A 23814-nucleotide genomic window follows, 5' to 3' on the forward strand; every position below is an offset into this window, starting at 1 on the left:
CACCATGCCCCTGCCATTTGCCGACCGCCTCAACAACGTTGAAACCTCCGCCATCCGCGAACTGTTCAAGCTGCTGGGCAAGCCCGGCATCATCAGCTTTGCCGGCGGCTTTCCCGACAGCGCCATGTTCGACGTGGCCGGCATCCAGGAGGCCGTCAATCTGGCGTTGACGGAAGAGCCCGGGGCCGCGCTGCAATACGGCGCCACCGAAGGCTACACCCCACTGCGCGAACAGCTCGCTGCCTTCATGGGCAGCAAGGACGTGAGCGTGGCTCCCGACGGTCTGATCGTCACCACCGGCAGCCAGCAGGCGCTGGACCTGCTGGGCAAAACCATGATCGACCCCGGCGACAAGGTGATTGTGGAAGGCCCGACCTTTCTGGCCACCATCCAGTGTTTCAGGCTTTACGGTGCCGACCTGGTCAGCGCCCCGGTGGACGCCAACGGCGTGGACACCGACGCGCTGGAAAAACTCATGGCCGAACATAGACCGAAGTTTGTGTATTTGATTCCCACCTTCGGCAACCCCAGCGGCGCCATGCTGAGCCTGGAGCGCCGCAAGAAGGTGCTGGCCCTGGCCGTCAAGTACAACACCCTGATCGTCGAGGACGACCCGTACGGCGACCTCTACTTCAACGAAGCGCCGCCCCCCAGCATCCTGAGCTTGAGCAAAGACGTGCCCGGCAGCCGCGAACTGATCGCCCACTGCGGCAGCATGAGCAAAGTCTTGAGCCCTGGCCTGCGCGTGGGCTGGATGATCGGCCCCGCCGAACTGCTGGCCAAGGCGACCATGTGCAAACAGTTCAGCGACGCCCACACCAGCACCTTTGCCCAGGCGACGGCCGCGCAATACCTGAAAGCCGGCCGCATGCCCGCCACCCTGGCCCGCGTGCGCAAGGTGTACGGCGAACGCGCCGTGGCCATGGGCGCCGCGCTCAAACGTGAACTGGGTGACGCGGTCGAGTTCACGCAACCGCAGGGCGGCCTGTTCTTCTGGGCCCGGCTCACGGGCGCAGGCGGCAAGGCCAAAGACGCCGGCGAGTTTGCGAAGAAGGCGATCGAGCAGGGCGTCGCCTTTGTGCCGGGGGCGCCGTTTTATGCTGGGAATCCGGACATGGCGACCTTCAGGCTTAGTTTCGCTACTGCGGACGTCGCAAAAATCAACGAAGGAATGCAGCGGCTCAAGCAGGCGATTGCGTGATGAAGAAGGCGCTTGCCTTCGCGGCAGTCCTTGTCGCCGCCGCGGCAGCGATGGTGCAGGCTCAGCCGGTGACAGGCGCAAACGACCCTTCCAGTGCGATGCCATCCCTGGCTGCCAACGCCCGACCCGAAAAGCCTTTGTCGCCGGAATATCCGGCGAGGGCCAAACGCCTGGAGCAAGAGGGCCTGGTGATGGTCAGTTTGAGGGTGCTGGCCAGCGGTGTCGTCACCGACGCCCAGGTGCGCTCCAGCTCGGGGTATGTGTTGCTCGACGAAGCGGCGTTGCACTACTTGCGCGACGCGAAGTTTGTTCCGGCGCGGGACCAAAGCGGGGCGCCGGTGGACAGCCTGGTGCAGATTCCAGTGAGCTTCGTGTTGCAGGACTAGAGGCGTTCAGCCGCTGCAATAGAAAAAAAGCCAGCTACGGCGACGTAGCAGGCTTTTTGTCTTGACAGGGCCGGGCCCCGTTGCTCAGCCCGGAAGTTATTCGTCCTTGTCAGCCGTCTCTGCGTTGGTGTCGGGTTTGTCCGTGGTTTCGAGATGTGGTTTCTTGCCGGGCTGAACGCCATGTTCTGCGCCGGGAGCGATCTCTTCGCCGCGGTGTTTCTTTTTCTGCTGAACTTTTTTGTCCGGGGCAATGTTGCGTGGGTCTGTCATGGGGGTCCTGTGGTGGTAGTTGGAAATTCAGGCCCTGAGTAGACCTGGACCTCTTCAGTGCATGCGCGGCAAGCGCGGCACTACCCCCGCAACACCTGAGCTCCTGTGGGAGAGGTCCCACGTCACGCCGAACCTCAAGAGCGCCGGCCCACTCAAACCACGCGCCGGCAACCGTGGCAAAAAAATACCGATAAAAGCGGCGAAAAAATGCAACAGAAGCCGCGCAGCCCATCGGCTGGCTGGTGTCAATTGCTATCAAAGTAGAAGCTGCTTGCGCACGCGGCATAAGGGCTGGAGGCCGATTTGTAGATGACCACGGCGCAGATACCCGGCGCAAGGCCGGGAAGGCGGGGCGAGCGCTGCCGCCCCGGCAGATCAGTTTGCTGCGAAACAGTAGAACTTGCCTGAGCCGCCCGTGCGGACCAGCGCTTCCTGGCTGCAGCCGGCCGACTGGTGCGAGAAGTTCCATGACTTGGCCCAGTTGTCGGTGTTGGGGCCAACGCGGTCGTGGTGGCCGACGATGGCCGAGCCGTCGGTGGAGCTGGTCCACGACTTGCAGGTGGTGTCGGTCTGCGGTGCAAAAGCGGTGCCGTCCGAGCGCGTACCCGTCAGCATGTCATGTTCGTTGGGCGTGTCGCCGCGGCCCTTGATGCCGTTGCCGCGTTCGTCCAGTGCGGTTTCCTTGCCGAGGTTGTTGCCGTTGTGCAGGTGGTCCAGGTTGCGGGCAATCAGCATGCCCTTGGCGTTGTACCAGGGGCCGTTGCCGATGCGGTCACGCGCGTGGGTGGCGGCCGCTGCGGGTGCGGTGGCTGTGGCAAAGGTCGGGGGCGTGCTCAGGTAGGCGCGCCAGGTCTTGTTGCCGGCGCCTGCTGCGCTGGCCAGTTTCTGGCAGTGGGCATCTGCACCAGCCAGGCCGCCCAGGTCGGCGCCTTTGCCGCTGCCCACGCTGGTCACAAAAAAGCTCATCGGGCCGTTTGACGTGGTGGCACAGGCGGCCAGCAGCGCCAGCGTGGCGCCGGCGGCTGCAAGGGTTCGGAACTTGCGCATGGTGGATGTCCTTTGAGGTGGGAGGGTGATGGGTAGATGTGGAAATGGGTGGGCTGGGATGCGCCGTTCAGGTTTGCTGCTTTCCCGCTGCGATCAGCGCAGGATGATTGAACCGCACTTGGGCTCCTGCTGCATTCGGGATGACCCACCCCCCGGGCGCCGTTCGCGCGGCTTTCGCCGGTTTTCCGGTCCACGGGCGCGCTGGCAAACCATCGGCAGCGCCGTTTCGTCCGGCGTCTGCACTTCACCCGTCGCGCTAAAAGCCGGCCATTTCAGGACAACGGAACGCCCATGCCTTGCGCCGGTACGGGTCGGGCTGGAGTGGACAGTGCTCCGGACTGGCCGCCGTGGCAGATTTCTGAAGGGGTCTGCCAGCACCTCTACTCACAGATCCGCAGGCGGCCAGTCGCTGAAGGGAAAGGGCAGGGTCTCGGTGGCGAAGCAGACGAAGCCCGCAATCTGCGCCAGGTAGTGGCCCATGCTGCGGCCGAAGCCTTGCAGGCGCGGGTTGGGCTGGTCGGTGAAAAGGGCAAAACCCAGCTGCAGCAGCGCAACGGCCACCAGCACCCAGGCGGCCAGCTGGAAGGCCGCGCACATCAGCAGCATGAGCAGGGCGCGCACCCACAGTTTGCGTGGCGGTGGCAGGGTGACGAGGGTGTTGTCGGTCATGTCGGCTCCTTCGGGGTAGTCGGAAATAGTGCACGCCCAAGGCGGCGGCAGGCTTGACCTGCATCAAGCCCTGTTCCTGAGCGGGTTGTGCGAAAAAATGGTTTCGCCGCAGGCCAGCAGCTGCGCAAACCCGTTCTCCGGCCGGGCAAGTTCTTCTTCTGTTCCCCTTCTTCCATTTCTTCTTTCATGACTTATCCTTCGGTCAGGAGGCTCCGCCGCGTTTGGCAGGATGGGGCGTGTGATGAGCGACGAGAACATCAAAAATGGAGGCCCCAAGATGCTGATGCAGCGCTTCATGGAAAACTACAAAAAAGCCTGGGAAACCAGAGACGAGTTCCTCCTGGCCTCGCTGTTCACCGAAGACGGCCAGTACCACAACACGCCGTTTGCGGTGCAGACCGGGCACGCGCAGATCCGGCAGTACTGGCAGCGCGTCAAGCTGCAGACCGACATTGTGCTCACCTTCGACATCCTGCATGCCGAGGCGCTGCGCGGCATGGCGCACTGGCACACCACCTACCAGGTCACCTCGGAAGAAATGTTTGCGATGTGGGCCGCCTCCACCGGAACCAGCCAGCTGGCGCGCCAGCCGGGCGACCCCTTGCCGCGCCTGGTGCTCGACGGCGTGGCGGTGGCCGGGTTTGAAGCCGGCGGCCTGTGCCGCGACTTCAGGATCTGGTGGCATTCGGTGGTGGCGTCGTAGGCGGCGCCTGTTGCTATTAAAAGCGTAGCTGCTCGCGTCCATTCCGCATGGGCTTGTGCCCGATTTCATTCAATAAATTCACCAAACCCGCGCTTGACTGAAGCGCGTGGCTCGAACGTTTCACACGTTCTGCTTCTGCATCGGAGGGGGGCTGGCAACGCCGTTCGGGCCGCGCACTTGAACAAAGCCAGATGGATTTCCACCGATTCAAACGGCACAAACACGGTGTCGTCGGGGGAGTGCTTGACTTCGAGTGCACTCGAGCTTTTCCAATCGGGGTCTTTTCAACTTTTTTGCATGAAAGGGTCCTCAACATGAGCACCGAATCGTCAACCAACAAACAGCGGATGCAGGCCATCTTTGCCGAACTGGCGCAAGGCAATGGCCGGCCTTTTGTGGACGCCATGGCCGATGACTTCTGCTGGATCCTGCAGGGCCGGAGGGCCTGGTCGCGACGCTACGAAGGCAAACAGGTGGTGCGGGACGAGCTGTTTCGCCCGCTGTTTGCGCAGTTTGCCGACCAGTACACCAACCAGGCCACGCGTTTCATCGCCGAGGGCGACATCGTCGTGGTGGAGTGCCGCGGCCAGGTGAGCACGAAAAAAGGCAAGCCCTACAACAACAGCTACTGTTATGTCTGCCGCTTCGAAGGCGGCCAGCTCAGGGAACTGGTGGAGTACCTGGACACACAGTTGGTGGATGCTGTGCTGGACGCCCCGGCTTGAACGTTAACCGGCCCTGGTCTTCCTGTCTCCGGTTGCCGCGCGGGCCAGCCACTTGTCGTACAGCGCGATCTTGTGGTTCACCAGCGCCATGGCTTCGTTCAGCTGGTCGGCGCGCTGTTGCACCTTGAGGCGGTGTTGCTGCAGCATCTCGCGGCAGTCGGCCAGTGTGTCCTTGCCCTGGCGTACCAGGCGCGCATAGGCCTGCATGTCGCGCACGCTCATGCCCGAGGCGCGCAGGCGGCTCAGCAGGCCCAGCCATTCCACATGCGCCTGCGAGAACACGCGCCGCCCGCCCGCGTCGCGCGCGGCGCCGGGCATGAGGTGCTGGGCTTCGTACCAGCGGATGGTGTACACGCTGCGTCCGCTCAGGCGCGCGAGTTCGCCGATGCGCAGCGTCGGGGTGTTCTGAAAAGGAAGGGGGGTGCGGGCAGCCATGCGCTGCATTCTGTCGCAGCGCAGCGCGGGTTTCAAGTCCGACCGTCGCGGGCAGGGAGCAGCGCCTTGCGGCGCCCGCTCCCTGCCCGGCAGGCGAAGGGAAATTACTTTTTCATCGCATCCTTGGCCATGGCATCCTTGGCCATGGCGTCTTTCGCCATCGGGTCTTTCTTCATGGCATCCTTTTTCATCGCATCCTTGGCCATGGTGTCTTTGCCCATGGTGTCCTTGGCCATGGCGTCTTTCGCCATAGGGTCTTTTTTCATCGCATCCTGGGCGAAGGCGCTGGCGCCGGCGAACAGCAGGCAGGCAGACAGAAGGGAAGCGGTCAATTTGTTCATGGTAATTCCTTGAATTGGAGTGGATCAATCGTCGAATGAAAACGGCGGGATTGCCGTTGTGTCAGGGGCGCTGAGCAAGCTCAGCTGCCTCCGAACCAGTTGTAGCCCTGGTCTTCCCAGTAGCCGCCAGGGTAGGTGTTGGTCACAAAAATTGCCTGGATGTGTTTGGGGTTCTTGTAGCCCAGCTTGGTGGGCATGCGCAGCTTCATCGGAAAGCCGTACCTGGGCGGCAGCACCTGGCCGTCGTAGGTCAGCGCCAGCAGGGTTTGCGGGTGCAGTGCGGTGGGCATGTCGATGCTGGTGAAGTAGTCGTCGGCACACTTGAAGCCCACATATTTGGCGCTGGTGTCGGCACCCACCTGGCGCAGAAAGCTGGCAAAGGAAACACCGCCCCATTTGCCGATGGCGCTCCAGCCCTCCACGCAGATGTGGCGCGTGACCTGGTCGATCTGCGGCATGGCGCGCAGCTCGGGCAGCGACCACTTGCGCTTGTCGGCGACCAGGCCGGTGACTTCGAGCCGGTAGCCGCTTTCCTCGACCTGGCGGACTTCGTTTTCGCCGTAGTAGGCGTTGAACGGGAAGGGGCGCGTGATCATCGATTCGGGGTAGGTGGGCGCCAGGCGCGTCGGGTCGAACAGCCAGCCCTGCACGTCGTCGTTGACGCGCGAAATCCGGGTCAGGGCGGAGCTGATGCCTTCGCTGTCGTCCAGCACGCATCCGGTCAGCATCGAGAGGCCGCCCAGGGTGAGCGAGGCGCGCAGGAAGTTGCGGCGGCTGCTGCCCAGCTTGTGGGCGTGGGCAATTCGCGCGGTGGCTTCATCGAGCACGGCGGCGCCGTCGATGTCCATGCGGGGAGGGGACTGGATGATCATGGGACAACTCCTTGCGGCAATCGGGTGATGGGCGGTTCAGCGGCCGCGAACCATGTAGAGCAGGGTGCGCGGCACCAGAGCCACCATGACGAGGTGGATCGCCACGAACGCGGCGAGTGCGGCCATTGCAAAAAAGTGGAACAGGCGAGCGCCTTCGTAGCCGCCCATCAGTTCGCGCAGCAGCGGAAACTGCACCGACTTCCAGAGCACCAGCCCTGAGAGCACCAGTAGCAGGCCGTCGGCCATCACAAACAGGTAGGCCAGGCGCTGCACCATGTTGTAGTGCTGCGGGTCGGCATGCGCCAGTTTCCCCTTGAGGGCGGCCAGCACGTCAGCCACGAAGGCCCGCGGCGAGAGCGGGAAAAACTTGCGCCGCAGGCGGCCGGTCGCGATGTTGAAGGCCAGGTAGAGCAGGCCATTGATGCCCAGCACCCACATGGCCGCAAAATGCCACTGCAGCGCGCCGCCCAGCCAGCCGCCCAGGGTGAGCTCGCCGGGGATGGAGAAGCCGAGGAAGGCCGTGGCGTTGTAGATGCGCCAGCCGCTCATGATGAGGACCACCACCGCCAGGGCATTGAGCCAGTGCATGAGCCGTAGCCACCCGGGGTGAATTGTCTGTTTGCTGGGGTTCATGGTAGATGCTCGCGCCTGTTGTTTGCTGTACTGGTCGTTGGTCGCAGCAGGTCCGCATTTATTACAGGGATGGAAAAATTTATTTCTGCGCCCGGGGTGGATTCACGGGCCGCGTGGAGACGCGCCGCCCGCGCCGCAGATGCGGGCCTGGGGCGGCGGGGTGAGGGCGCCCGACTTATTTGGGCGCGTTGCCCGCGTCCAGCACCAGCACGGGCTTGTCGCGGTACAGCTCGGGCAGGGTGGTCTTGAGGTTGGCGATTTTCGGCAGGTCGAACCGCACGATGTAGGGCTGGCGCGGGTTCAGGGTGGCGTAGTCCTGGTGGTAAGCCTCGGCCGGGTAGAAGGCCAGCGGCGCCGCCAGTGGGGTGAGCTGCGTCACGATCTTGCCCGGGAAAACCTTCGCGGCCTCAAGCTGGGCGATGTAGCGTTCAGCCACCTGCTTTTGCGTGGCGTTCTGGTAAAAAATGGCCGAGCGGTACTGCGTGCCCGAATCCGGGCCCTGGCGGTTGAGCGTGGTCGGGTCGTGCGCGACAGAAAAATAGATCTGCAGCAGCTTGCCGTAAGAAACCTGCCTGGGGTCATAGGTGATCTGCACCGACTCGGCGTGGCCGGTGCGGCCTGAGCCGATGAGGTTGTAGTTGGCGCTGGCCTTGTCGCCGCCGGCGTAACCCGACACGGCGTTGAGCACGCCCCGCGTGTGCTGGAACACCGCCTGCACGCCCCAGAAGCAGCCGCCGGCAAACACCGCGGTTTCGCGCCCGGCCTGCGCCGGTGCGGGTATGTCGAATGCCGGTGCGGGCAGCACGACAGCCGCCTCTGACGACGCGGCGCTGGCGCTCCTGCCGCCGCCCACATACACCCAGGCGGACATGGACAACACGCCGCCGACCATGAGAACCAGTGAATTGCGCATACTCATGTTCATGCAGCCTTGAAGTCGAGGGAGACACCGTTCATGCAGTAGCGCAGTCCGGTGGGCTTGGGGCCGTCGTCAAACACATGGCCCAGGTGGCCGCCGCAGCGGCGGCACAAAACCTCGGTGCGTTTCATGAACAGGGTGGTGTCGCTTTCCTCGACCACCGCTTTTTCCAGCGGCTGCCAGAAGCTGGGCCAGCCGGTGCCGCTGTCGAACTTGGTGCTTGAGGAAAACAGCGGCAGGGCGCAGCCGGCACAGGTGTACACGCCGGCGCGCTTTTCCTTGTTCAGCGGGCTGGTGTATGGCCTCTCGGTGCCCGCCTTGCGCAACACGCGGTAGGCGTCGGGCTTGAGAAGCTTCTGCCACTCGGCATCGGTGTGCGTGACTTCATAGCTGCGCGCGGCATGGGCGGCCGAGCTCGGGAACAGGCCGCGCGCGCTCGCCAGAACGGCGGAGAAAGCGCCAAGGCCCAGCAGGGTATGTCTTCGGCTCATCATGGGGTGTCCTTATGCATGGTCTGGGGAACTCAGGTGCAACTCTGCACCGGCTGTTGGTCGACGGGGCCGGGTTTTTCTTACAGCAGCAACGCCAGCAGGGCTATGGCTCTCCGCATGACAGGGATACGCAGCCCGACGGACGGGCGATTCAACTGCCGTAAAAACCTGACGGCGGGCGGGCCGGCGAACCCCGGACGGACAGTCTGGGAAAATGCAGCTTTCACCGTTCAACGAAGCCCCCCATGCCCCTGCCCGCACCGCAAGCCCGAAAACACCTGCACACCCGAGCCGTCGTCTACCGCGGCTACCAACGCGAGGATGGCCTGTGGGACATCGAGGCCGAAATGACCGATGTGCGCACCTATGAGCATGTCCGCTCCGAGCGCGAGGTGCCGCCGGGCACACCCATCCACGGCATGGCCATACGCGCCACGGTGGACGACGGCCTGGTGATTCGTGACATTGCCAGCGCCAGCGACCACGCCCCGTTTGACGAGTGCCAGCAGGGCATCGACCCAATGCAGCGGATGGTGGGTGTCACCATGGGGCCGGGCTGGCGCCAGGCGATCGAAAAGGCGCTGGGCGGCATACGTGGCTGCACCCACCTGCGGGAGATGCTGTTCAACATGGCGACGGCGGCGTACCAGACGGTGCCGGTGTACCGCGGCCACCTGCGCGCGCAGGCCGGGCTGGCAGAGTCCGCCAATGCCGAGCCGCCTTACCACCTGGGCAAGTGCATCGCCTGGGATTTCGATGGCACGGTGGTGCAGCGCCATTACCCCAGGTTTGCCGGCTGGCAGCCGCTGGCCCGAAAAGATTGACCCGTGGACCGGCTGGCCTTTGTTCACCGGTTCTCGTTGGGATTTCCGCTGGCTTGCCAAGCCCGGTGTCGTGCGTGAGCGTAAGCGTAAGCGTGCACGTGAGGTGCACGGCACACTGCATCAGGCCGGCATGAATTGAATGGGACGCCCGTCCTGCAGAAGGCCGAGCGCATCCAGTGCGTGAAGGCTGCCGGCGACCGAATCGGCATGGGCACTCAAGGTATCGGGCAGAAATCGGGTGTAGGTGGGGTCCGTCAACACGTTCTGGCAAGCCTCGCAGTTGCCTCCCACGTCCAGGCTGCTGGGTTCGGGCAGGCCGTTTTCAGCCGCGATGGTCTTCATGAGGTGAAAAGGCCCGTGAACGTACAGCCAATTGAGCAGCACCGATTTCTGCGCTTTCTCCATGGCCCCGTCAAGGTGGGAAGGCTCAAAATGCGGATCAATGACCAGCGACGGGATTTCCGGCACAACGCCGCAGCAGGCCAGCAGTTTGCCTTTTGCAGACAGGGTGGGACCCGTCAGTACATAGGGGCAGGGCCCCAGATGGGAAGTTGCCAGTTTCTGCTTGTCCTGCAAGTCAATTTCGGCGCGACCGGTTTTATTCAGGGGGGAGTCACAGACTGTCAGCAACGCGTCTGCGAGCGGACCGAGTTCAGACCTGATTCGGGCAGAGTTCCACTTGGAGCCCTGGTCTTCCGTGGCCGATATGGCAACGCCGATTCCAAGCTCTAGGCCAATACGAACGGCCCGCCGTACGTTCTCGAACGATACAAATTCTTCGTGGTAGTCGTCCCAGCTGATGGACAGTTCATCCAAGCCCGCCTTTTTCAGGGCAGTCAGGCGTGAAGAGGCGATGTTGTCGCGAACAGCGAAGTGCACACTGGAAACCACACGGGTTTTGAAGCCGCGACGGCTGGCGAGTGAAACCAGGTCAACGAGCTTGCTGCCCAGCAACATGGGCTCGCCACCCGTAAATGCGACCAGACGATACTTTGACGCGTCAAGCGCTTCTATCGTTTGTGCCAGAAGATCGTAGTCGAGCCTATCCTTGTTGCTGGGGCTGGACTTGAAACAACAGTGTTTGCAGGTCAGGGGGCAGGTATAGGTGACGTGCAGCGCAAGCGAGCTCGGCTGCACCGCGCTGGTACTGTTCAAAATGCTACAGCGATTTTGGATGTTGCAACGGAATACGCGCCCGCGGCGACGGCCCAGGCGGTTGCACCGGCGCCACCGTCGTCACCGCCCCGGTACAGTGCCTGAAGATCCCCCAGGGATTTCACACCCGTGAGCTTTCCTGCCAATGCGCCTGAAACGGAGGGGTCAATGGTCAGATCAAACTTCTTGGCAAATGCAGCAGGGTCAGTGGCGAACTTTGCAAACTGTGCGTCGTCTTGCAGGGCCTTGTTGAACTCAAAGTTGAGCTTGGAAGGCTTCTTGATTTCAATGGTCTTGCCGTCAGCGAGCAGTGACAAGTTGGTGGTTTTGATTTCAGCCATGGTGACGACTCCTTCTGTTGAACTGAAAAATTCAGTTGGTACCAAGAATTGGAAACAGTAAAAATGCGCATTCAATATTAGTCAGGCAGTGATCGGCTGTCACGCACTATTTACGTGTGAGAAGACGACTATTTGCTGTGAATTACTGCTTTTGGTTGCCGGGGTATCCCGCATGTCCCGCAATCTGCTTCCGCCATGTCTTGCAGGGAAAAGGTGGTGGTACCGGTGGGTACGGGCGGTGTGCCGCGTAAAAAAGTCGGGTGAGCTGGAGCGACCCGCTCCCGCGCGCAAGGGTGCGGAGTCATACGGTGATTGGTTATAAACAAATAGCGCCTTTTTCCTTTGCGCAAAAATGGGTGATGCAATGATTTCATGCCGTAGTCCGGAAGCTCGGCATCCGGCTCCCCCAACAGGCGGTTTTGTACCTTCTGTCGCCTGCAGAAGCTATCCTACGGACCGCTTCATTTGCAGCGCCTACACTTGCAGGCGATGAAAAACCTCCTCTCCCGCATTCAACTTTTTGTTACGCCCTTGCTGGCGCAGGCGCTGCATCACCTGCGCAACCCCACCCGGCGCGGCGTGGCCCTGTCGGTGGCCGCCATTCCTGCGCTGCTGCTTCTCTATGCGCTGGTCCTGATTCCCTTCACGCCCAGCATCAGCGACCTGCGCAAGGCCAAGGAAGAAAAGCCCGCCCGGGTGCTGTCGATCGACGGCAAGGAACTGGCCGTGTTCAAGCGCGCCAACCGCGACTGGGTCAAGCTGGCCGACATGTCGCCCAGCGTGCTGGCCGCGCTGGTGGCCACCGAAGACCATCGCTTCTACGAGCACCACGGCATCGACTTCAAGCGCACCGCCTCGGCCGTGTTCCAGACTTTCACCGGCGACCTGCAGGGCGGCTCCACCATCACGCAGCAGCTGGCCCGCAACATGTATCCCAAGGAGATCGGGCGCTCGGCCACGGTCACGCGCAAGATCAAGGAAGCCATCACCGCGCTGAAGATCGAGGCGGTCTACACCAAGGACGAGATCCTCGAGACCTACCTCAACACCGTGCCTTTTCTGTACAACGCCTACGGCATTGAAATGGCGGCGCGCACCTACTTCGACAAGTCGGCCGACAAGCTCGACGTGCTGGAAAGCGCCACGCTGATCGGCATGCTCAAGGGCACCAGTTATTACAACCCGGTGCTCAACCCCGAGCGCGCCACGCAGCGCCGCAACACCGTGCTGGCCCAGATGGTCAAACACGGCAAGCTGCCGGAGGCGAAGTTCCAGGCCCTGAAGAAGCGTCCGCTCAAGATTGACTTCGAACGGCAGACCGAGCCGCTCGGCCCCGCGCCGCACTTCTCCCAGTTTGTGCGCCGCTGGCTGATCGAATGGGCCGACCGCAACGACTACAACATCTACGCCGACGGGCTGGTGGTGCGCACCACCATCGACTCGCGGCTGCAGGCCCAGGCCAACCAGGCGCTGATGCGCCAGGCCGACAAGCTGCAGGGCGTGGCCAACGGCGAATGGGGGCCGCGCGCCTGGGCCGCCAAAAAAGACATCGTGAAAGCCTTTGTGCGCGAGAGCCCCGAGTACAAGGCCGCCCGCGAGTCCGGCCAGACCGACGAGGTCGCCCTCAAGCAGCTGCAGGCCGACACGGCCTTCATGCTGGCGCTGCGCCAGGACAAGACGCGGCTGCAGGCCGGCTTTGTGGCCATGGACCCGCGCAACGGCCAGGTGCGGGCGTGGGTGGGCAGCCGCAATTTTGTGCAGGACCCGTTCGACCACGTGCAGCAGGCGCGGCGCCAGCCGGGCTCGACCTTCAAGCCCTTTGTGTACGGCGCCGCGTTTGAAAACGGCGCACGCCCCGGTGACACCTTCATCGATGGCGATGTGGAGATTCCGCTGGGCAACGGCGCCGTCTGGCGCCCGCGGGACAGCGGTACCCCCACCTACGCGCCCATGACGCTTCGCGACGGTCTGGCTTTTTCCAGGAACACCATCACCGCCCAGGTCATGCAGAGCGTCGGCCCGGCCAAGGTGGCCAGCCTGGCGCAGGCCATGGGGGTGCGCCAAAGCAAGCTCGACGTGGTGCCCTCGCTGGCCTTGGGCACCAGCCCGGTGACGCTCAGGGAAATGGTCTCGGCCTACAGCACCATCGCCAACAGCGGCAGCTACATCGAGCCGCTCCTGATCACCGGCGTGGAAGACCGCAACGGCAAGGTGCTGCAGACCTTCCAGGCCGCGGTGCCTGAACAAGCCTTGTCCATTCCTTCTGCGCAGGTGCTGCTGGACGTGATGCGCGGCGTGATTGACCGCGGCACCGGCACCGGCATCCGCTCGCGTTTCGGCATCCAGGCCGACGTGGCCGGCAAGACCGGCACCACACAGGACAACACCGACGGCTGGTTTGTGCTGATGCACTCGCAACTGGTGGCAGGCGCCTGGGTCGGCTTCAACGACAACCGGGTGACGCTCAGCGACTACTGGGGCCAGGGCGCCCACAGCGCGCTGCCCATCGTGGGCGATTTTTTCCAGCAGGCGCTGCGCACCCGGGTGGTGGACACCAATGCGCGCTTTGACGCGCCGCGCGGCAGCGGCCAGGCCGAGCCGGTGACCGAGCTGCCCGTGGTCGACCAGGTCAACGACTGGCTGCGCGGGCTTTTCCCGTCGCCGTCGCAACCCGTCACGCCGCGTCAGCCGCCAGCTGAAGAGCAGGCCATGCCGACGTACACGCCACCGCCACCCGTCTACGCCCCGCCGGTGTACAGCCCGGCACCACCGTCCGCGCCACCGCCGCCGGGCGGCGATCCGCGCTGGGAGCCTATCCCCGGCGCCCGGCCCACGTCGGGGGGCGGCGGCAGCGGCGGCGCACAGCCCGGTGTGGTGATCGGCCTGCCGCAGGGCGAACGCCAGCCGCAGTACGTGCCCCTGCCGCCCGGCCAGGTGCGCTAAACGAGCCGGCCGCGCCTGCGCGCCAAGCGCGTTTGCCGACGCCTGCCTACAATGGGCCGGCGCCTGCCCCTTGAGGTTTGCAGCGCATCAACCAACTTCTTTGCTGCGTGACCACCCCCTCCGTTTCTGCCCCTTTGTCCGCGGCCACGCGCCGCTCCATCGTGCTGCTGTCGCTGGCCACTTTTGCCAGCATGTCGGCCCAGCGCATCTGCGACGCCATGCTGCCCGAGCTGTCGCGCGTGTTTGCCGTCAGCCTGGGGCAGGCGGCGCTGGTGGTGTCGGTGTTTGCGGTGACCTACGGTGTGGCGCAGCTGTTCTACGGCCCGCTGGGCGACCGGTTCGGCAAGTTCCGTATCGTCACCTTTGCCACGCTGGGTTGCTGCGTCGGCAGCGTTGCGGCCACGCTGGCCACCAGCCTGGACATGCTGGTGTGGGCGCGCCTGCTGATGGCGCTGGGCGCCGCCGCCCTGATTCCGCTCACCATGGCCTGGGTCGGCGACACCGTGCCGTCCGACCAGTTGCAGGAAATGCTCACCCGCACCGGTCTGGGCAGCACGCTGGGCATTGTGGGCGGCCAGCTTGCCGGTGGCCTGCTGACCGACGCGCTGGGCTGGCGCTGGGCCTTTGCCTTTCTGACGCTGTTGTTCGGCGTGGTCGGCTCGCTGCTGTGGGGCGACTGGCGCCGGCAGCAGGCGGCCCCGGCTGTGCCGGCGCCAGCAGCGGCCGTGCCCGGCGCGCGGCACGGTTTTGTGAAACAGGCGCTACTCATCATCACCGGCCCGTGGTCACGCGTGGTGCTGTTGATGGCGCTGGTCGAAGGCGCGGCGGGCTTTGGCGTGCTGGCCATCTGGGCCTCGCACCTGCACCGCTCGCTGGGCCTGTCGCTGTCGCTGGCCGGCGCCATCGTGGCGCTGTTCGGCCTGGGCGGGGTGATGTACATGGCGGTCGGGCGCCACATGATCCACCGCTTCGGCCAGCAAAGGCTGGTGCTGCTGGGCGGCCTGCTGGTGGGGCTGTGCGCGCTGGTGCTGGCTTTCACGCCGCACTGGCTGCCCGCCGTGCCCGCCAGCCTGCTGGCCGGCTTTGGTTTTTTCATGTTCCACAACACCATGCAGGCCAACGCCACCCAGATGGCGCCCGGCGCGCGCGGCACGGCCGTCTCGCTGTTTGCTTCTTTCCTGTTCCTGGGCCAGTCGGTGGGCGTGGTGGTGGCCGCCGGCCTGATCAGCCGCATCGGCACCGGCGCGGTGGTGGCGCTGGGCGGCGCCGTGATGGCGGCCGAAGGTGTGTTTTTCGCCTGGGCGCTGCGCCGGCGCGATGCGTAGCGCAGCAGATGAGTGGTCTTTTCCAAATACACGACAGTGAATTGGACTGCTCTCACCCTCGCCCTTTGGGAGAGGGTCGGGGTGAGGGGTTGAGCGGTCCGACTGTCACGAGTTTTGAAACGCTCAATAAGCGCCGTCCTCAGTGGCCCGGCCGGCGCGGATGCGCCATGAAAAAGCGCAGCATCTCGGCACTGGCGTCGGGGCCGTGCGCGTCGGTGTAACTGCCCTGGGTGCTGCCGCCTGACCAGGCGTGCGCCGCACCGTGCACCAGCCAGTGCTCGGCCACCACCGTGCCATCGGGCGCGCGGTGCACGCTGCGTGTGTGGGCACGCCCGCCCGGCGTGGCCAGCTGCTCCACATCCACGCTGCTGCCCGGGCCGGCGCTGGCCGCCACCACCTGTTGGGCGTTGGCGGGGTGCACCGTGGTGTCGGCGTCGCCATGAAAAACAATGGTGGCCACGCCGCTGGCGCTGGCGCTGTCGGGCGCGGGCTGGCCGCCACCTTTCATGGCGCCCAGGGCCGAGGGCAGGTCGGTCGCGCTGCCGGCGGCCAGGCCGGAATGCACACCTACCGCCGCATACAGATCCGGGTAGGCCTTGCCCAGAATCGCCGCCATGGCACCGCCCGCCGACAGGCCGGCCACATACACGCGATCGGCATCCACCGTGTGGGCGGCCATCACCTCGCGCGTCATGCCGGCCAGCAGCGCCGGCTCGCCACGGCCGCGCGCCTGGTGGTTGTGTTTGAACCAGTTCCAGCAGCGCTGCGGGTTGGCCTGCTGCGACTGCGCGGGGTACAGCACATAAAAGCCCTGCGCGGCGGCGAGTTCGTTCATGGCGGTGCCGGCGGCAAAGTCGTCCGGGGTCTGGGTGCAGCCGTGCAGCATCACCACCAGCGGCAGCGCACGCTGCCCCGCGCCCGGCGGAATATAGAGCTTGAAGTCGCGGCGACCGGCAGCGCCGCTGTGGCTGCCGGCGATGAAGCGCCCGGGGCCAGGCGTGTCATTGGCGGGGCGCGGCGGCGCGGGCGCATCAGTGTCGGGCAATTCGCGCGCCACCACGTCGATCACCTCCGCCCTGGCACGCATCGCGCCAGGGGCCGCTGGGGCAGCGGCCGGGGCAGTGCCCGCCAGCGCGGCCTGTATGGCGGCGGTGGCGGCGCGCAGGTCGCCGCTGCGGGTCAGGTCTACGGCGTTGCGCATCATCTGCTGGAAGTCGGGGCTCATCGGGTTCATCAGGCTCTTTCGGTTCTGTTCAGGGGTCAGGCCATGCGCTGCACCAGCGCGGCCTTGACGGCGGGGCTGGCATGCAGGGCACCGAGCACGGTGAGAGATTCAATGGTGGCCAGCGCCAGCGCGGGCGTGACCTCGGGCGCAATCGAGGCCAGCCCCAGCACGCGGATCTGCAGCTTCTCGCCGGCCGCCTGCACGGCCAGCAGGTCGGCCTGACTGTAATGCTGGATGCCCAGCACCAGCGTCTTGCGCGACACCACCTGGCGCACCACCTCGCCGTGGGCGCTGAGCTGGTTGCGGATGGCGGTGCGTATCAGGTCGGTGCGGTTGGCGTAAAACCCTTCCTGCACCAGCAGGTCGATCTGGCCCAGATCCACACACCCGAGGTTGATGGTGATTTTTTCGTCCACCGGCCGGGGCGGGGAGGTCTGCGAGTTTTTGCTGGGTTTGGGCATGAAATCATCTTAGCACCATCTGGATGGATGGTTTATAGATGGTTTCTGTGGTTTTATGCCTTGCCTCCCGATGAGGGGCCAGGGACAGCGGCGCCCGGCCCTCTGATGCGATATTTGATGAATGAAAGCGGCCTTCAGCCCTTACCGGGCGGGCGCGGGCAGCTATTAATCTGGTAGCAAACCGGGCGTCCGTTCACTTGCCGCATACTTCCCCCACCATGGCTACCGCGCCCCGCAAGACCCCCCAAAAGAAGAACCCGCCGGCCGCAAAAGCCGAGGCTGCGCCTGCCAAACCGCGCGCCAAAAAACCACCACGCACCCCGCGCAGCCACCACTACCACGTGTACGTGATCGAACTGTCCGACGAGGTGTGGAACGTGGGGCGCTTCCGCCGCGCCAACCCCGACTACCAGCTCGGCAAACCGTTTGTGTACGTCGGCATGACGGGGCTGGACCCCGATGTGCGTTTCGACAAACACAAGGCCGGCATCCAGTCCAACGTGTATGTGCAGAAGTGGGGTGTGCGCCTGCTACCCGGCCTGTACGCCATGTACAACCCCATGCCGTACGAAGGCGCGCGGGACATGGAGGTGGAGTTGGGGATTGCGTTGCGGGAGTTGGGGTATGGGGTTTGGCAGGCTTGAGAAGTGTTTTTCAACTTGCTGGAGCAGCTTGGGTGATGCTGCGTCATGAATAAGAGTGCGTTTGCCTAGTCTGATTGCAGGATGACGGGTTGTAACCCGAGCTCCATACTTCACGTTTAATGCTATTTGCAGCCCCGTGTTACTCGAACGGGGGGCAAAGCTCGACCATCATTTCGTCCAGCTCCAATGAGTTTGATTGACCAACTTGAGAGAAAGATACGCCGATGGAACGTGTAAAGCCGCGAAAACCGAGGGGCGCCCTCACCGATGAGGCAAAAGCAGATCGAGATGATCGGCGCTCCATCGTGGCTGTAAGGCATACGGTAATCAATGCCGGAATAAGGGGGTTAGCCGTATTAAACAGCGCCGGGGTTGTTGCAATGCTTGGCTTTTTTCAAGCAATTGTGGGGAAAACCGTATTACCTGTCTTCAAACCTTACGGGGTGACGGCGCTGAACGCGTTTTTAATAGGCCTAATCACCGCAACGCTTCTCTTTATTCCCTACGGAACATACATTCAGGAGCGAAACAGAAAATATAAGCGACTCGTCTTGTATTTCTGTTTCATGTTGGGTGCGCTGTCTGTCGGTTGCGTTATTTTCGGCGCCGCAATGATAGTGTGGGGCATCGATAAAGCGTTCATCTGATCTATCTCCTGTGGCGGCGCACAGCATGATGGCGATTCAGCTCTTCTTTTTCATCTTCGGTCACGCCGTGAGGCCATAACACCGAGGTCCGGTGCCTGTCAGCATGACACTTGGCGCATAGAACCTCCAGATTGGCTGGGTGACTGTCTAACTTGTCACCATCGACGTGGTGCACCTGCATTAGGCCAGAGTACAACTTTTGATAGCCGCAATGACCACAGCGCCATCCGCGCAGATTCTTCAGCGCAGTGGATACCTCAGCCCAATCCAGTGGATAGTCCGCTTTCGATGGATCAGGCACCGGAGACAGCAATCCTGCTGACACCAGCTCGGGATTGATTGCACCTATTCGCGCACCCCAATCGTTGCCGTCGAGATCATCGACATTTACGCTGCACGATTGATTTTCTACAGCTAGTTCACGCGATAGCATCTCTACAAGCTCGGTTTCGTGCCACGCTCGTCCCGACTGCGTACCCTGCATTTCTTGGAAGTGTTTAAGTGCGTACGGGTTGTTGTCTTTGCACATCTTCTTTAACAATCGCTGTGTCTCACTCGGTGCGATGTCGGGATTGTCGCGATATTCACCGCACCAAAACTCAAATTCTTCGAGGCTATTCATGGGTCGATTCCTTCTCGTCATAAAGTGTAGCTGACAGGTATTCCCTCTATGAGCCAATTGGCGCCTCTAATATCAAGCTCCCAGCATAGACCGAGTCAGGGAGCGAATACAGGCTCGAACGGCTGGCTAGGTTGCGCCAACCCCAAGTGGGCATTGCTCATGACCTCAATTGGATGCCCCATTGTTTCGGCATTCCACAATCAGTAAGTCGTTCGACAGCGTGATCATTCCCGCATTCATGAGTCGAACACACTAAGCCCCACCCATGCGCTTCGAAGGCACCCTCAAAAGCTGGAACGACGACAAGGGCTTTGGCTTCATCAGCCCCAGCCAGGGCGGGCAGGACATCTTTGTCCACATTTCTGAATACCGGCGCGGTGGCCGGCCGGTACTCGATGAGGCGCTGACCTTTGAAGTGGCGCTCAATCCCCAAGGCAAGAAACGCGCGATGAATGTGCAGGGGGTGGGTGCGCAGCAGGCCGCGTACCAGCCCGAGCGCAGCCGGCGCCCCGTGCGGGTCAGCCGTTCGGGCAACGCGACCGGCGGCGGTCTGAAGACGGTGGTGGGCCTGCTGCTGGTGGCGGCGCTGGGCTGGCAGGCTTATGCGTATTACCAGAAGGTGGCGCCGGCCGGTCGTGCCGGTGAAGCGGTGTCGCCCGCCAGCCAGCCCTTGCTGGACCTGGCGCCGTCACGCGCCGCGACCCCTTCCTTTGTCTGCGACGGCCGGCAGTATTGCTCGCAGATGACGTCCTGCGCCGAAGCCACTTACTTCCTGAAGAACTGCCCGGGCACCAAGATGGACGGCGACCACGATGGTGTGCCCTGCGAAGACCAGTTGTGCAGGTAGTCGCGGCCTGACCGTATTTGACTTGCTATCAATAGCAGAGCTGCTGGCGCCCGACAGACAAGGGCTGCAGGCCGATTTGACCTTCAACTTTGGTTGACAGCCCGTAGCGCGGGCCTGGTGCTGCCAGGTGCCACGCGCCTGTGGTGGGCCCGCTGTCCGACATGCAAGGTGTTACCGCGCCTACACGTGCGCCGTGATCTGGCCTTAAATTGGAGCTTACGTCCGCGGTGCGGACATCAGCAGGAACACAAGTCATGGACATTTCCCCCGGCGGCGAGAAGAAGGCGTCTGTGAGCAAGGCGCATGCGATGGAGCAGCGGGCGGCACAGCGTTTTGGTGTGGCGCTGCGCCTGACGGTGGACGGCGACGAGGGCGCGACGCATGACCTGAGTGCGACCGGGCTGTACTTCCAGTCGGAGCGCAGTTACGAGCCTGGCGCCAACATGGCGCTGGTGCTGGAGTTTCCCGGCACCGGCCGTGTCCACCCGCTGACCTGCGAGGCGCAGGTGGTGCGGGTAAAACCAGCCGGCGACGGCTTCAACATTGCCGTGCGCCTGTTGACGCCGCTGTTTCCCGACCGGGCGTAGCCGGGCAGTCTCCCGCAACCTTGGGCCCCTCAGGCCAGCCCGATGTTTTTCAGCGCGGGTTTCCAGCACTGCATGGCTATTTTTTTGAAACCCGAACCCTTGGGGTGCAACTCGTTGGCCCAGTCGCCCGCGCCCAGGGTGCCGCGGCTGTCCACCACGTGCAGGTGGGCGGGGTCCATTTTCGTGATGTTGTCCAGCACCTTGTAGAAGGCGTCCAGCAGGTAGACCACGCAGGCCTGGTGCAGCTCGGGCTTGACGCCGGCGGCGGTCAGCGCGGGCTGCAGCCAGCCGTCCTTGCCGAACACGCCCTTGCCGTCCGGGATGGCGTAGTCGTAGGTGTGCATGACGATCAGGCAGTCCAGCGGGGTGCGGGTGTAGACCACGCCAATCAGCTTGCGGTAGTAAGTGTCCATACGGTCCAGAAACCCCTGCAGGCCCTGCGGGCCGCTGCGAAAGCAGCCGTTGGCCGTGGTTTCGCCCGAGCAGCTGTCCTTGAGCAGCGGCCGCATGTCGTTGAAGCCGGCGAAGTCGTTGCCGCCGCCGCTCAGGAACACGGCCGACAGGCCGGCGCCATACAGCTTGAGCGTGCTGCGCACGCTGTCGGCGTATTTGCCGTCCACGTAGTCAAAGGCTTCGGCGCCGTTCATGCCCTTGGCCAGAATGACGTGGCTTTTGGGCGCCACGATCTGGCCCAGGTAGTTGGTCAGGCTGCCCCCGAAGAAGGGGTACCAGAACCAGGAGTCGCCGATCGCCAGGATGGTCGGGTTGGCGCCGTCGGCCTTCATTTGCGTTTCGTCCCAGTAGAAGTTGCTCATGCTGTTTCCAGTCAATGAAGTGGATGAGGAGAAAATACTCGCGCTGGCGCCGCCGGCTGTCGTCCCTCAATTGGAGGAGAAAGTGGCAGAAGTCACACAGATTGGCGGGGTGGCAGCGGGTGGCTGGCCCCTGTCACCGCCGTTGCATGCCGGGCGCGCCGGGCGGCATAAACTCGGGGCCACCTTTCCAGGAGACAACACCATGCTTACCCTTTGCGGCTTTCCCGTTTCCAACTACTACAACAAGGTCAAACTCGCGCTGCTTGAAAAAGACGTGCCTTTTGCCGAACAGGTCGTCGGCACGTCCAGCAAGGACGAGGCGGTTCTGGGCGACTCCCCGCTGGGCAAGATTCCCTTTATCCGCACCGAGCACGGCGGGCTGTGCGAGAGCCAGGCCATCCTGGACTACATCGAGGCCGCCTTCCCGCAGCCGCCGCTGCTGCCGGCCGATGCCTTTGCCGCCGCCAAGGTGCGCGAGCTCACCACCTTCATCGACTGGCACCTGGAGATCGTCGCGCGCCAGCTGTATGGCGCGGCCTTTTTCGGCGCCGAGCCGCTGAGCGAGGGCAACCTGGCCCGCATCCGCAAACAGCTGGAGACCAACATCGCCGCCTTCAAAAAGCTGGCGAAGTTTTCGCCCTATGTGGCGGGCGACACTTTCACCCAGGCCGACTGCGCCGCCTTTGCCAGCCTGCCGCTGGTGGGCATGGCCAGCAAGATCGCGCTTGGCGAAGACCTGCTGCTGGCCGGCGGGGTGGACTACAAGGCGTATGTCAAGCACATCGGCGAGCGGCCGTCGGCCCAGAAAGTCGTGGCCGACCGCAAGGCCGCGCAGACCAAGGCGTGAGTGGTCGCCGCTAAGCGATGATGGCGTTTGAACAGCTGATGGCGCAAGCCGTCTACCTTGCCTACCGCGTCGGCGGCTACGCGCTGCTGAACCTGGTGGAAGACCCGGCGCTGCTGGCCATCATCTTCTGCTGACTATCAAATCAATAGCTGCTTGCGCCCGCCGGTATTGGGCTGGAGGCCGATTTGACTTCTAGTCCAGCGCAATCGACTTGAACGATGCCGTGGGCAGCTTGTCGGAGCTGGTGCTGCTCAGCTTGTTGACATCGGTGAGCACCCGGGCGTCCAGCGGGGTCATGCTTTCCTTGGCTTCAATGTGGGTGCCAAGGACGCGCAGGTTCCTGTAAAAATCGGCCTTGCTGGGCGAGACCTTGATCTGGGCGGCCGTGTTCTGGCCATACAGGCGCAGCGCCGAATTCTTCAGCAGCACATTGGAAATGCCGACCGAGAAGTTGTCCCACAGGGCCGCGGGCGCGGTCTCCTTGTCGGAGGCCTTTTCCAGCGCGATTTCGCCGGTCAGCGCGCGCAGCTGGTCGAGCTTCTGGCGGCCGGCCGGCGTGGCGCCGAGTTGCTCCCACTCCTTGCTGGCGGCGTCGAACTTTGTGTTCCAGCCCGGTGTGCCCGCGCTGGCGAACTGTGTTTCCAGCGGGGTGCCGCGGGTCAGCTCGCGCAGTGCCACCGCAAAGTCCACGTAGACAAACTCGAGCTCGGCCACCGACAGCTGGCAGCCCTGCAGGGACACCTCGCGCGTCGTGGGTGCGGTGAAGCCGCGCGTTCTTTCATTGCGGGGCGGAACGATCTTGAAATTCCTGGCGCTCTGGTCTTGCGGCGAGCACACAAAGCGGCAGCTGACTCTTCCGTTGGTGTCGGTGTTGCCGGGGCATTCGCCCTCGCTGGAGCTGGTATTGCCGAGCCGGATGTCAAACCGCCCCAGGTCGCGAAACGGCCTGGGGGTGTTGGGCGAGGCGGATTGCTTGACCAGCAGTTGCAGTGTGGCCTGGGCCGACACCAGCGGCGTGGCTGACGCCAGAACAAGGCTGATGACCAGTGTGCGCATATCAATCTCCTTTTTTGCTCCATCCCGTCAAGACCATCACGGCGTAACCCGCGACCAGAAGCAGTGCGGCCGAAGCCAGTATCTTGGCCAGCGGGCCCGCACGCACGGGCCAGTTGAAGATGCTGGCGTTTTCCACGCGGCATACGCCGTTTTTCAGCCCCGACTGGTAGACCACGAAAACGCCGAGATCGTCCAGCGTTCCGGGGTTTGCCAGCCGGATGTGAAACCTGTAAAGAAAGGACTCGCTGAGATCGCCCAGCGTGAAGTTGATTCTTGGCTCGCCGCCCTCGGTGTAGACAGTGCCCTCGCAGAGCGCGCCCGGACAGGTTTCACCGGCCAGGGGGTGCAGGCCGAGGTTGGCGTCCCGGTTGGATCCGCTGAGGTCTTCCGAGCTCAGGAACTTGACGTTCAGGATCAGGGGCTTGTTGGCGCTGAAGCTCAAGGGCAATGCGGCGGGCGCCTGGCCGCGCATGTAGCCGGTGACCATCAGCTTGCCCGGGCCGAGCTGCTCCTTCTCGAGAACGATCAGGCAACGCTCCAGCCAGCCGGACATCAATGACTTGAGGGTCGATTCGCTGAAGGTGACCAGCGGCACCAGAACGGCCAACACCACGGCCGCCAGCGCGGGGCGAAGGGACTTGACGGCTTCCTGGATGGTCATGCGCTGACTCCTTCAAAACAGAAACTTGCCGTTGGCGGGACCGTCCCGGGTGCCGGCAGGCGCGGGGCTTGTCTCGCCGCGTCCGATGTCACCCAGAGGGGCCCAGCCGCCGGAAGGGAATC

29 protein-coding genes are annotated in these 23814 nt (G+C 63.6%); 12 read left to right on the top strand and 17 right to left on the bottom strand.

The genetic code is table 11. The features are described from left to right. Positions 1-10 precede the first annotated feature (10 nt). Together PSV26_RS15835 and PSV26_RS15840 are read left to right on the top strand one after the other, a co-directional pair. Positions 11-1201 carry a PLP-dependent aminotransferase family protein gene (locus PSV26_RS15835; protein ID WP_300572681.1) on the top strand — a complete coding sequence of 397 codons (1191 nt, stop codon included), beginning with the start codon at positions 11-13 and terminating at the stop codon, positions 1199-1201. Continuing rightward, positions 1201-1587 carry an energy transducer TonB gene (locus PSV26_RS15840; protein WP_300572079.1) on the top strand — a complete coding sequence of 129 codons (387 nt, stop codon included), beginning with the start codon at positions 1201-1203 and terminating at the stop codon, positions 1585-1587. The genes PSV26_RS15835 and PSV26_RS15840 overlap by 1 nt, the downstream gene beginning before the upstream one ends. A gap of 96 nt (positions 1588-1683) precedes the next feature. On the opposite strand, the gene PSV26_RS15845 is transcribed toward PSV26_RS15840, so the two are convergent. From PSV26_RS15845 to PSV26_RS15855, 3 genes are all read right to left on the bottom strand, one after another. Next, complete coding sequence (locus PSV26_RS15845; protein ID WP_300516618.1) at positions 1684-1857, bottom strand: hypothetical protein; 174 nt, start codon at positions 1855-1857, stop codon at positions 1684-1686. A gap of 375 nt (positions 1858-2232) precedes the next feature. Continuing rightward, positions 2233-2904 carry a hypothetical protein gene (locus PSV26_RS15850; protein WP_300572081.1) on the bottom strand — a complete coding sequence of 224 codons (672 nt, stop codon included), beginning with the start codon at positions 2902-2904 and terminating at the stop codon, positions 2233-2235. Positions 2905-3288: 384 nt separating this feature from the next. Further along, on the bottom strand, positions 3289-3573 hold the full coding sequence (locus PSV26_RS15855; protein WP_300516622.1) for a DUF4389 domain-containing protein: 285 nt from the start codon (positions 3571-3573) through the stop codon (positions 3289-3291). Between the two features lie 241 nt (positions 3574-3814). Here PSV26_RS15855 and PSV26_RS15860 point away from each other — a divergent pair, with 241 nt between their 5' ends. Both PSV26_RS15860 and PSV26_RS15865 read left to right on the top strand, forming a co-directional pair. Continuing rightward, positions 3815-4276, top strand: a complete 462-nt coding sequence (locus PSV26_RS15860; RefSeq protein WP_300572083.1) for a nuclear transport factor 2 family protein — start codon at positions 3815-3817, stop codon at positions 4274-4276. A 314-nt stretch (positions 4277-4590) separates the two neighbouring features. Beyond that, entirely contained in the window at positions 4591-5001 is a 411-nt protein-coding gene (locus PSV26_RS15865) for a nuclear transport factor 2 family protein (protein WP_300572085.1), read from the top strand. 3 nt (positions 5002-5004) lie between these two features. Here PSV26_RS15865 and PSV26_RS15870 read toward each other — a convergent pair whose 3' ends face one another. From PSV26_RS15870 to msrB, 6 genes are all read right to left on the bottom strand, one after another. Then, a complete protein-coding gene (locus tag PSV26_RS15870) occupies positions 5005-5436 on the bottom strand; it encodes a MerR family transcriptional regulator (protein WP_300572087.1) in 432 nt (143 codons plus the stop codon). A 104-nt stretch (positions 5437-5540) separates the two neighbouring features. Beyond that, positions 5541-5777, bottom strand: a complete 237-nt coding sequence (locus tag PSV26_RS15875; RefSeq protein ID WP_300516633.1) for a pentapeptide MXKDX repeat protein — start codon at positions 5775-5777, stop codon at positions 5541-5543. Between the two features lie 80 nt (positions 5778-5857). Next, a complete protein-coding gene (locus tag PSV26_RS15880) occupies positions 5858-6649 on the bottom strand; it encodes a molybdopterin-binding protein (RefSeq protein ID WP_300516635.1) in 792 nt (263 codons plus the stop codon). A 36-nt stretch (positions 6650-6685) separates the two neighbouring features. Then, positions 6686-7282 (bottom strand): cytochrome b/b6 domain-containing protein, encoded by a 597-nt coding sequence (locus PSV26_RS15885; protein WP_300572089.1) that lies wholly within the window; start codon positions 7280-7282, stop codon positions 6686-6688. A gap of 175 nt (positions 7283-7457) precedes the next feature. Then, positions 7458-8153, bottom strand: a complete 696-nt coding sequence (msrA, locus tag PSV26_RS15890; protein WP_300572684.1) for a peptide-methionine (S)-S-oxide reductase MsrA — start codon at positions 8151-8153, stop codon at positions 7458-7460. A gap of 50 nt (positions 8154-8203) precedes the next feature. Beyond that, positions 8204-8695, bottom strand: a complete 492-nt coding sequence (gene msrB, locus PSV26_RS15895) for a peptide-methionine (R)-S-oxide reductase MsrB (protein WP_300572091.1) — start codon at positions 8693-8695, stop codon at positions 8204-8206. Between the two features lie 242 nt (positions 8696-8937). Here msrB and PSV26_RS15900 point away from each other — a divergent pair, with 242 nt between their 5' ends. Further along, positions 8938-9516 carry a DUF2889 domain-containing protein gene (locus PSV26_RS15900; protein WP_300516642.1) on the top strand — a complete coding sequence of 193 codons (579 nt, stop codon included), beginning with the start codon at positions 8938-8940 and terminating at the stop codon, positions 9514-9516. 120 nt (positions 9517-9636) lie between these two features. Here PSV26_RS15900 and PSV26_RS15905 read toward each other — a convergent pair whose 3' ends face one another. Together PSV26_RS15905 and PSV26_RS15910 are read right to left on the bottom strand one after the other, a co-directional pair. After that, on the bottom strand, positions 9637-10671 hold the full coding sequence (locus tag PSV26_RS15905; protein WP_300572093.1) for a radical SAM protein: 1035 nt from the start codon (positions 10669-10671) through the stop codon (positions 9637-9639). Next, complete coding sequence (locus PSV26_RS15910; protein WP_300572095.1) at positions 10668-11012, bottom strand: hypothetical protein; 345 nt, start codon at positions 11010-11012, stop codon at positions 10668-10670. Before PSV26_RS15910 ends, PSV26_RS15905 begins: the two co-directional genes overlap by 4 nt. Positions 11013-11501: 489 nt before the next feature. Here PSV26_RS15910 and PSV26_RS15915 point away from each other — a divergent pair, with 489 nt between their 5' ends. After that, positions 11502-13955, top strand: a complete 2454-nt coding sequence (locus PSV26_RS15915; RefSeq protein WP_300572097.1) for a transglycosylase domain-containing protein — start codon at positions 11502-11504, stop codon at positions 13953-13955. A gap of 107 nt (positions 13956-14062) precedes the next feature. Next, on the top strand, positions 14063-15280 hold the full coding sequence (locus tag PSV26_RS15920; RefSeq protein WP_300572099.1) for an MFS transporter: 1218 nt from the start codon (positions 14063-14065) through the stop codon (positions 15278-15280). A gap of 139 nt (positions 15281-15419) precedes the next feature. On the opposite strand, the gene PSV26_RS15925 is transcribed toward PSV26_RS15920, so the two are convergent. Together PSV26_RS15925 and PSV26_RS15930 are read right to left on the bottom strand one after the other, a co-directional pair. Beyond that, on the bottom strand, positions 15420-16505 hold the full coding sequence (locus tag PSV26_RS15925) for a PHB depolymerase family esterase (protein WP_300572686.1): 1086 nt from the start codon (positions 16503-16505) through the stop codon (positions 15420-15422). Positions 16506-16540: 35 nt separating this feature from the next. Continuing rightward, positions 16541-16966 carry a CopG family transcriptional regulator gene (locus PSV26_RS15930; protein WP_300572101.1) on the bottom strand — a complete coding sequence of 142 codons (426 nt, stop codon included), beginning with the start codon at positions 16964-16966 and terminating at the stop codon, positions 16541-16543. Positions 16967-17307: 341 nt separating this feature from the next. Here PSV26_RS15930 and PSV26_RS15935 point away from each other — a divergent pair, with 341 nt between their 5' ends. Both PSV26_RS15935 and PSV26_RS15940 read left to right on the top strand, forming a co-directional pair. Next, positions 17308-17610 carry a hypothetical protein gene (locus PSV26_RS15935; protein ID WP_300516824.1) on the top strand — a complete coding sequence of 101 codons (303 nt, stop codon included), beginning with the start codon at positions 17308-17310 and terminating at the stop codon, positions 17608-17610. A gap of 224 nt (positions 17611-17834) precedes the next feature. Further along, the gene (locus PSV26_RS15940) at positions 17835-18257 is read left to right on the top strand and encodes a hypothetical protein (RefSeq protein WP_300572103.1); all 423 of its coding nucleotides are present in this window, start codon (positions 17835-17837) and stop codon (positions 18255-18257) included. A gap of 1 nt (position 18258) precedes the next feature. Here the strand turns inward: PSV26_RS15940 and PSV26_RS15945 are convergent, their stop codons facing one another. Then, a complete protein-coding gene (locus PSV26_RS15945) occupies positions 18259-18879 on the bottom strand; it encodes an HNH endonuclease (RefSeq protein WP_300572105.1) in 621 nt (206 codons plus the stop codon). Between the two features lie 265 nt (positions 18880-19144). Between PSV26_RS15945 and PSV26_RS15950 the strand changes: the two genes are divergently transcribed. After that, a complete protein-coding gene (locus tag PSV26_RS15950) occupies positions 19145-19726 on the top strand; it encodes a cold shock domain-containing protein (RefSeq protein ID WP_300572107.1) in 582 nt (193 codons plus the stop codon). 254 nt (positions 19727-19980) lie between these two features. Beyond that, complete coding sequence (locus tag PSV26_RS15955; protein ID WP_300572109.1) at positions 19981-20313, top strand: PilZ domain-containing protein; 333 nt, start codon at positions 19981-19983, stop codon at positions 20311-20313. A gap of 29 nt (positions 20314-20342) precedes the next feature. Here the strand turns inward: PSV26_RS15955 and PSV26_RS15960 are convergent, their stop codons facing one another. Beyond that, positions 20343-21128, bottom strand: a complete 786-nt coding sequence (locus PSV26_RS15960) for an SGNH/GDSL hydrolase family protein (protein WP_300572111.1) — start codon at positions 21126-21128, stop codon at positions 20343-20345. Positions 21129-21330: 202 nt separating this feature from the next. Here PSV26_RS15960 and PSV26_RS15965 point away from each other — a divergent pair, with 202 nt between their 5' ends. Continuing rightward, positions 21331-21975 (top strand): glutathione S-transferase family protein, encoded by a 645-nt coding sequence (locus PSV26_RS15965; protein ID WP_300572113.1) that lies wholly within the window; start codon positions 21331-21333, stop codon positions 21973-21975. Between the two features lie 192 nt (positions 21976-22167). Here PSV26_RS15965 and PSV26_RS15970 read toward each other — a convergent pair whose 3' ends face one another. Both PSV26_RS15970 and PSV26_RS15975 read right to left on the bottom strand, forming a co-directional pair. Continuing rightward, on the bottom strand, positions 22168-23031 hold the full coding sequence (locus tag PSV26_RS15970; RefSeq protein ID WP_300572115.1) for a hypothetical protein: 864 nt from the start codon (positions 23029-23031) through the stop codon (positions 22168-22170). A gap of 1 nt (position 23032) precedes the next feature. After that, entirely contained in the window at positions 23033-23692 is a 660-nt protein-coding gene (locus PSV26_RS15975; protein ID WP_300572117.1) for a hypothetical protein, read from the bottom strand. Positions 23693-23814: the final 122 nt, after the last annotated feature.

Source organism: Polaromonas sp. (assembly GCF_029945685.1).
Lineage (GTDB): Bacteria > Pseudomonadota > Gammaproteobacteria > Burkholderiales > Burkholderiaceae_C > Polaromonas.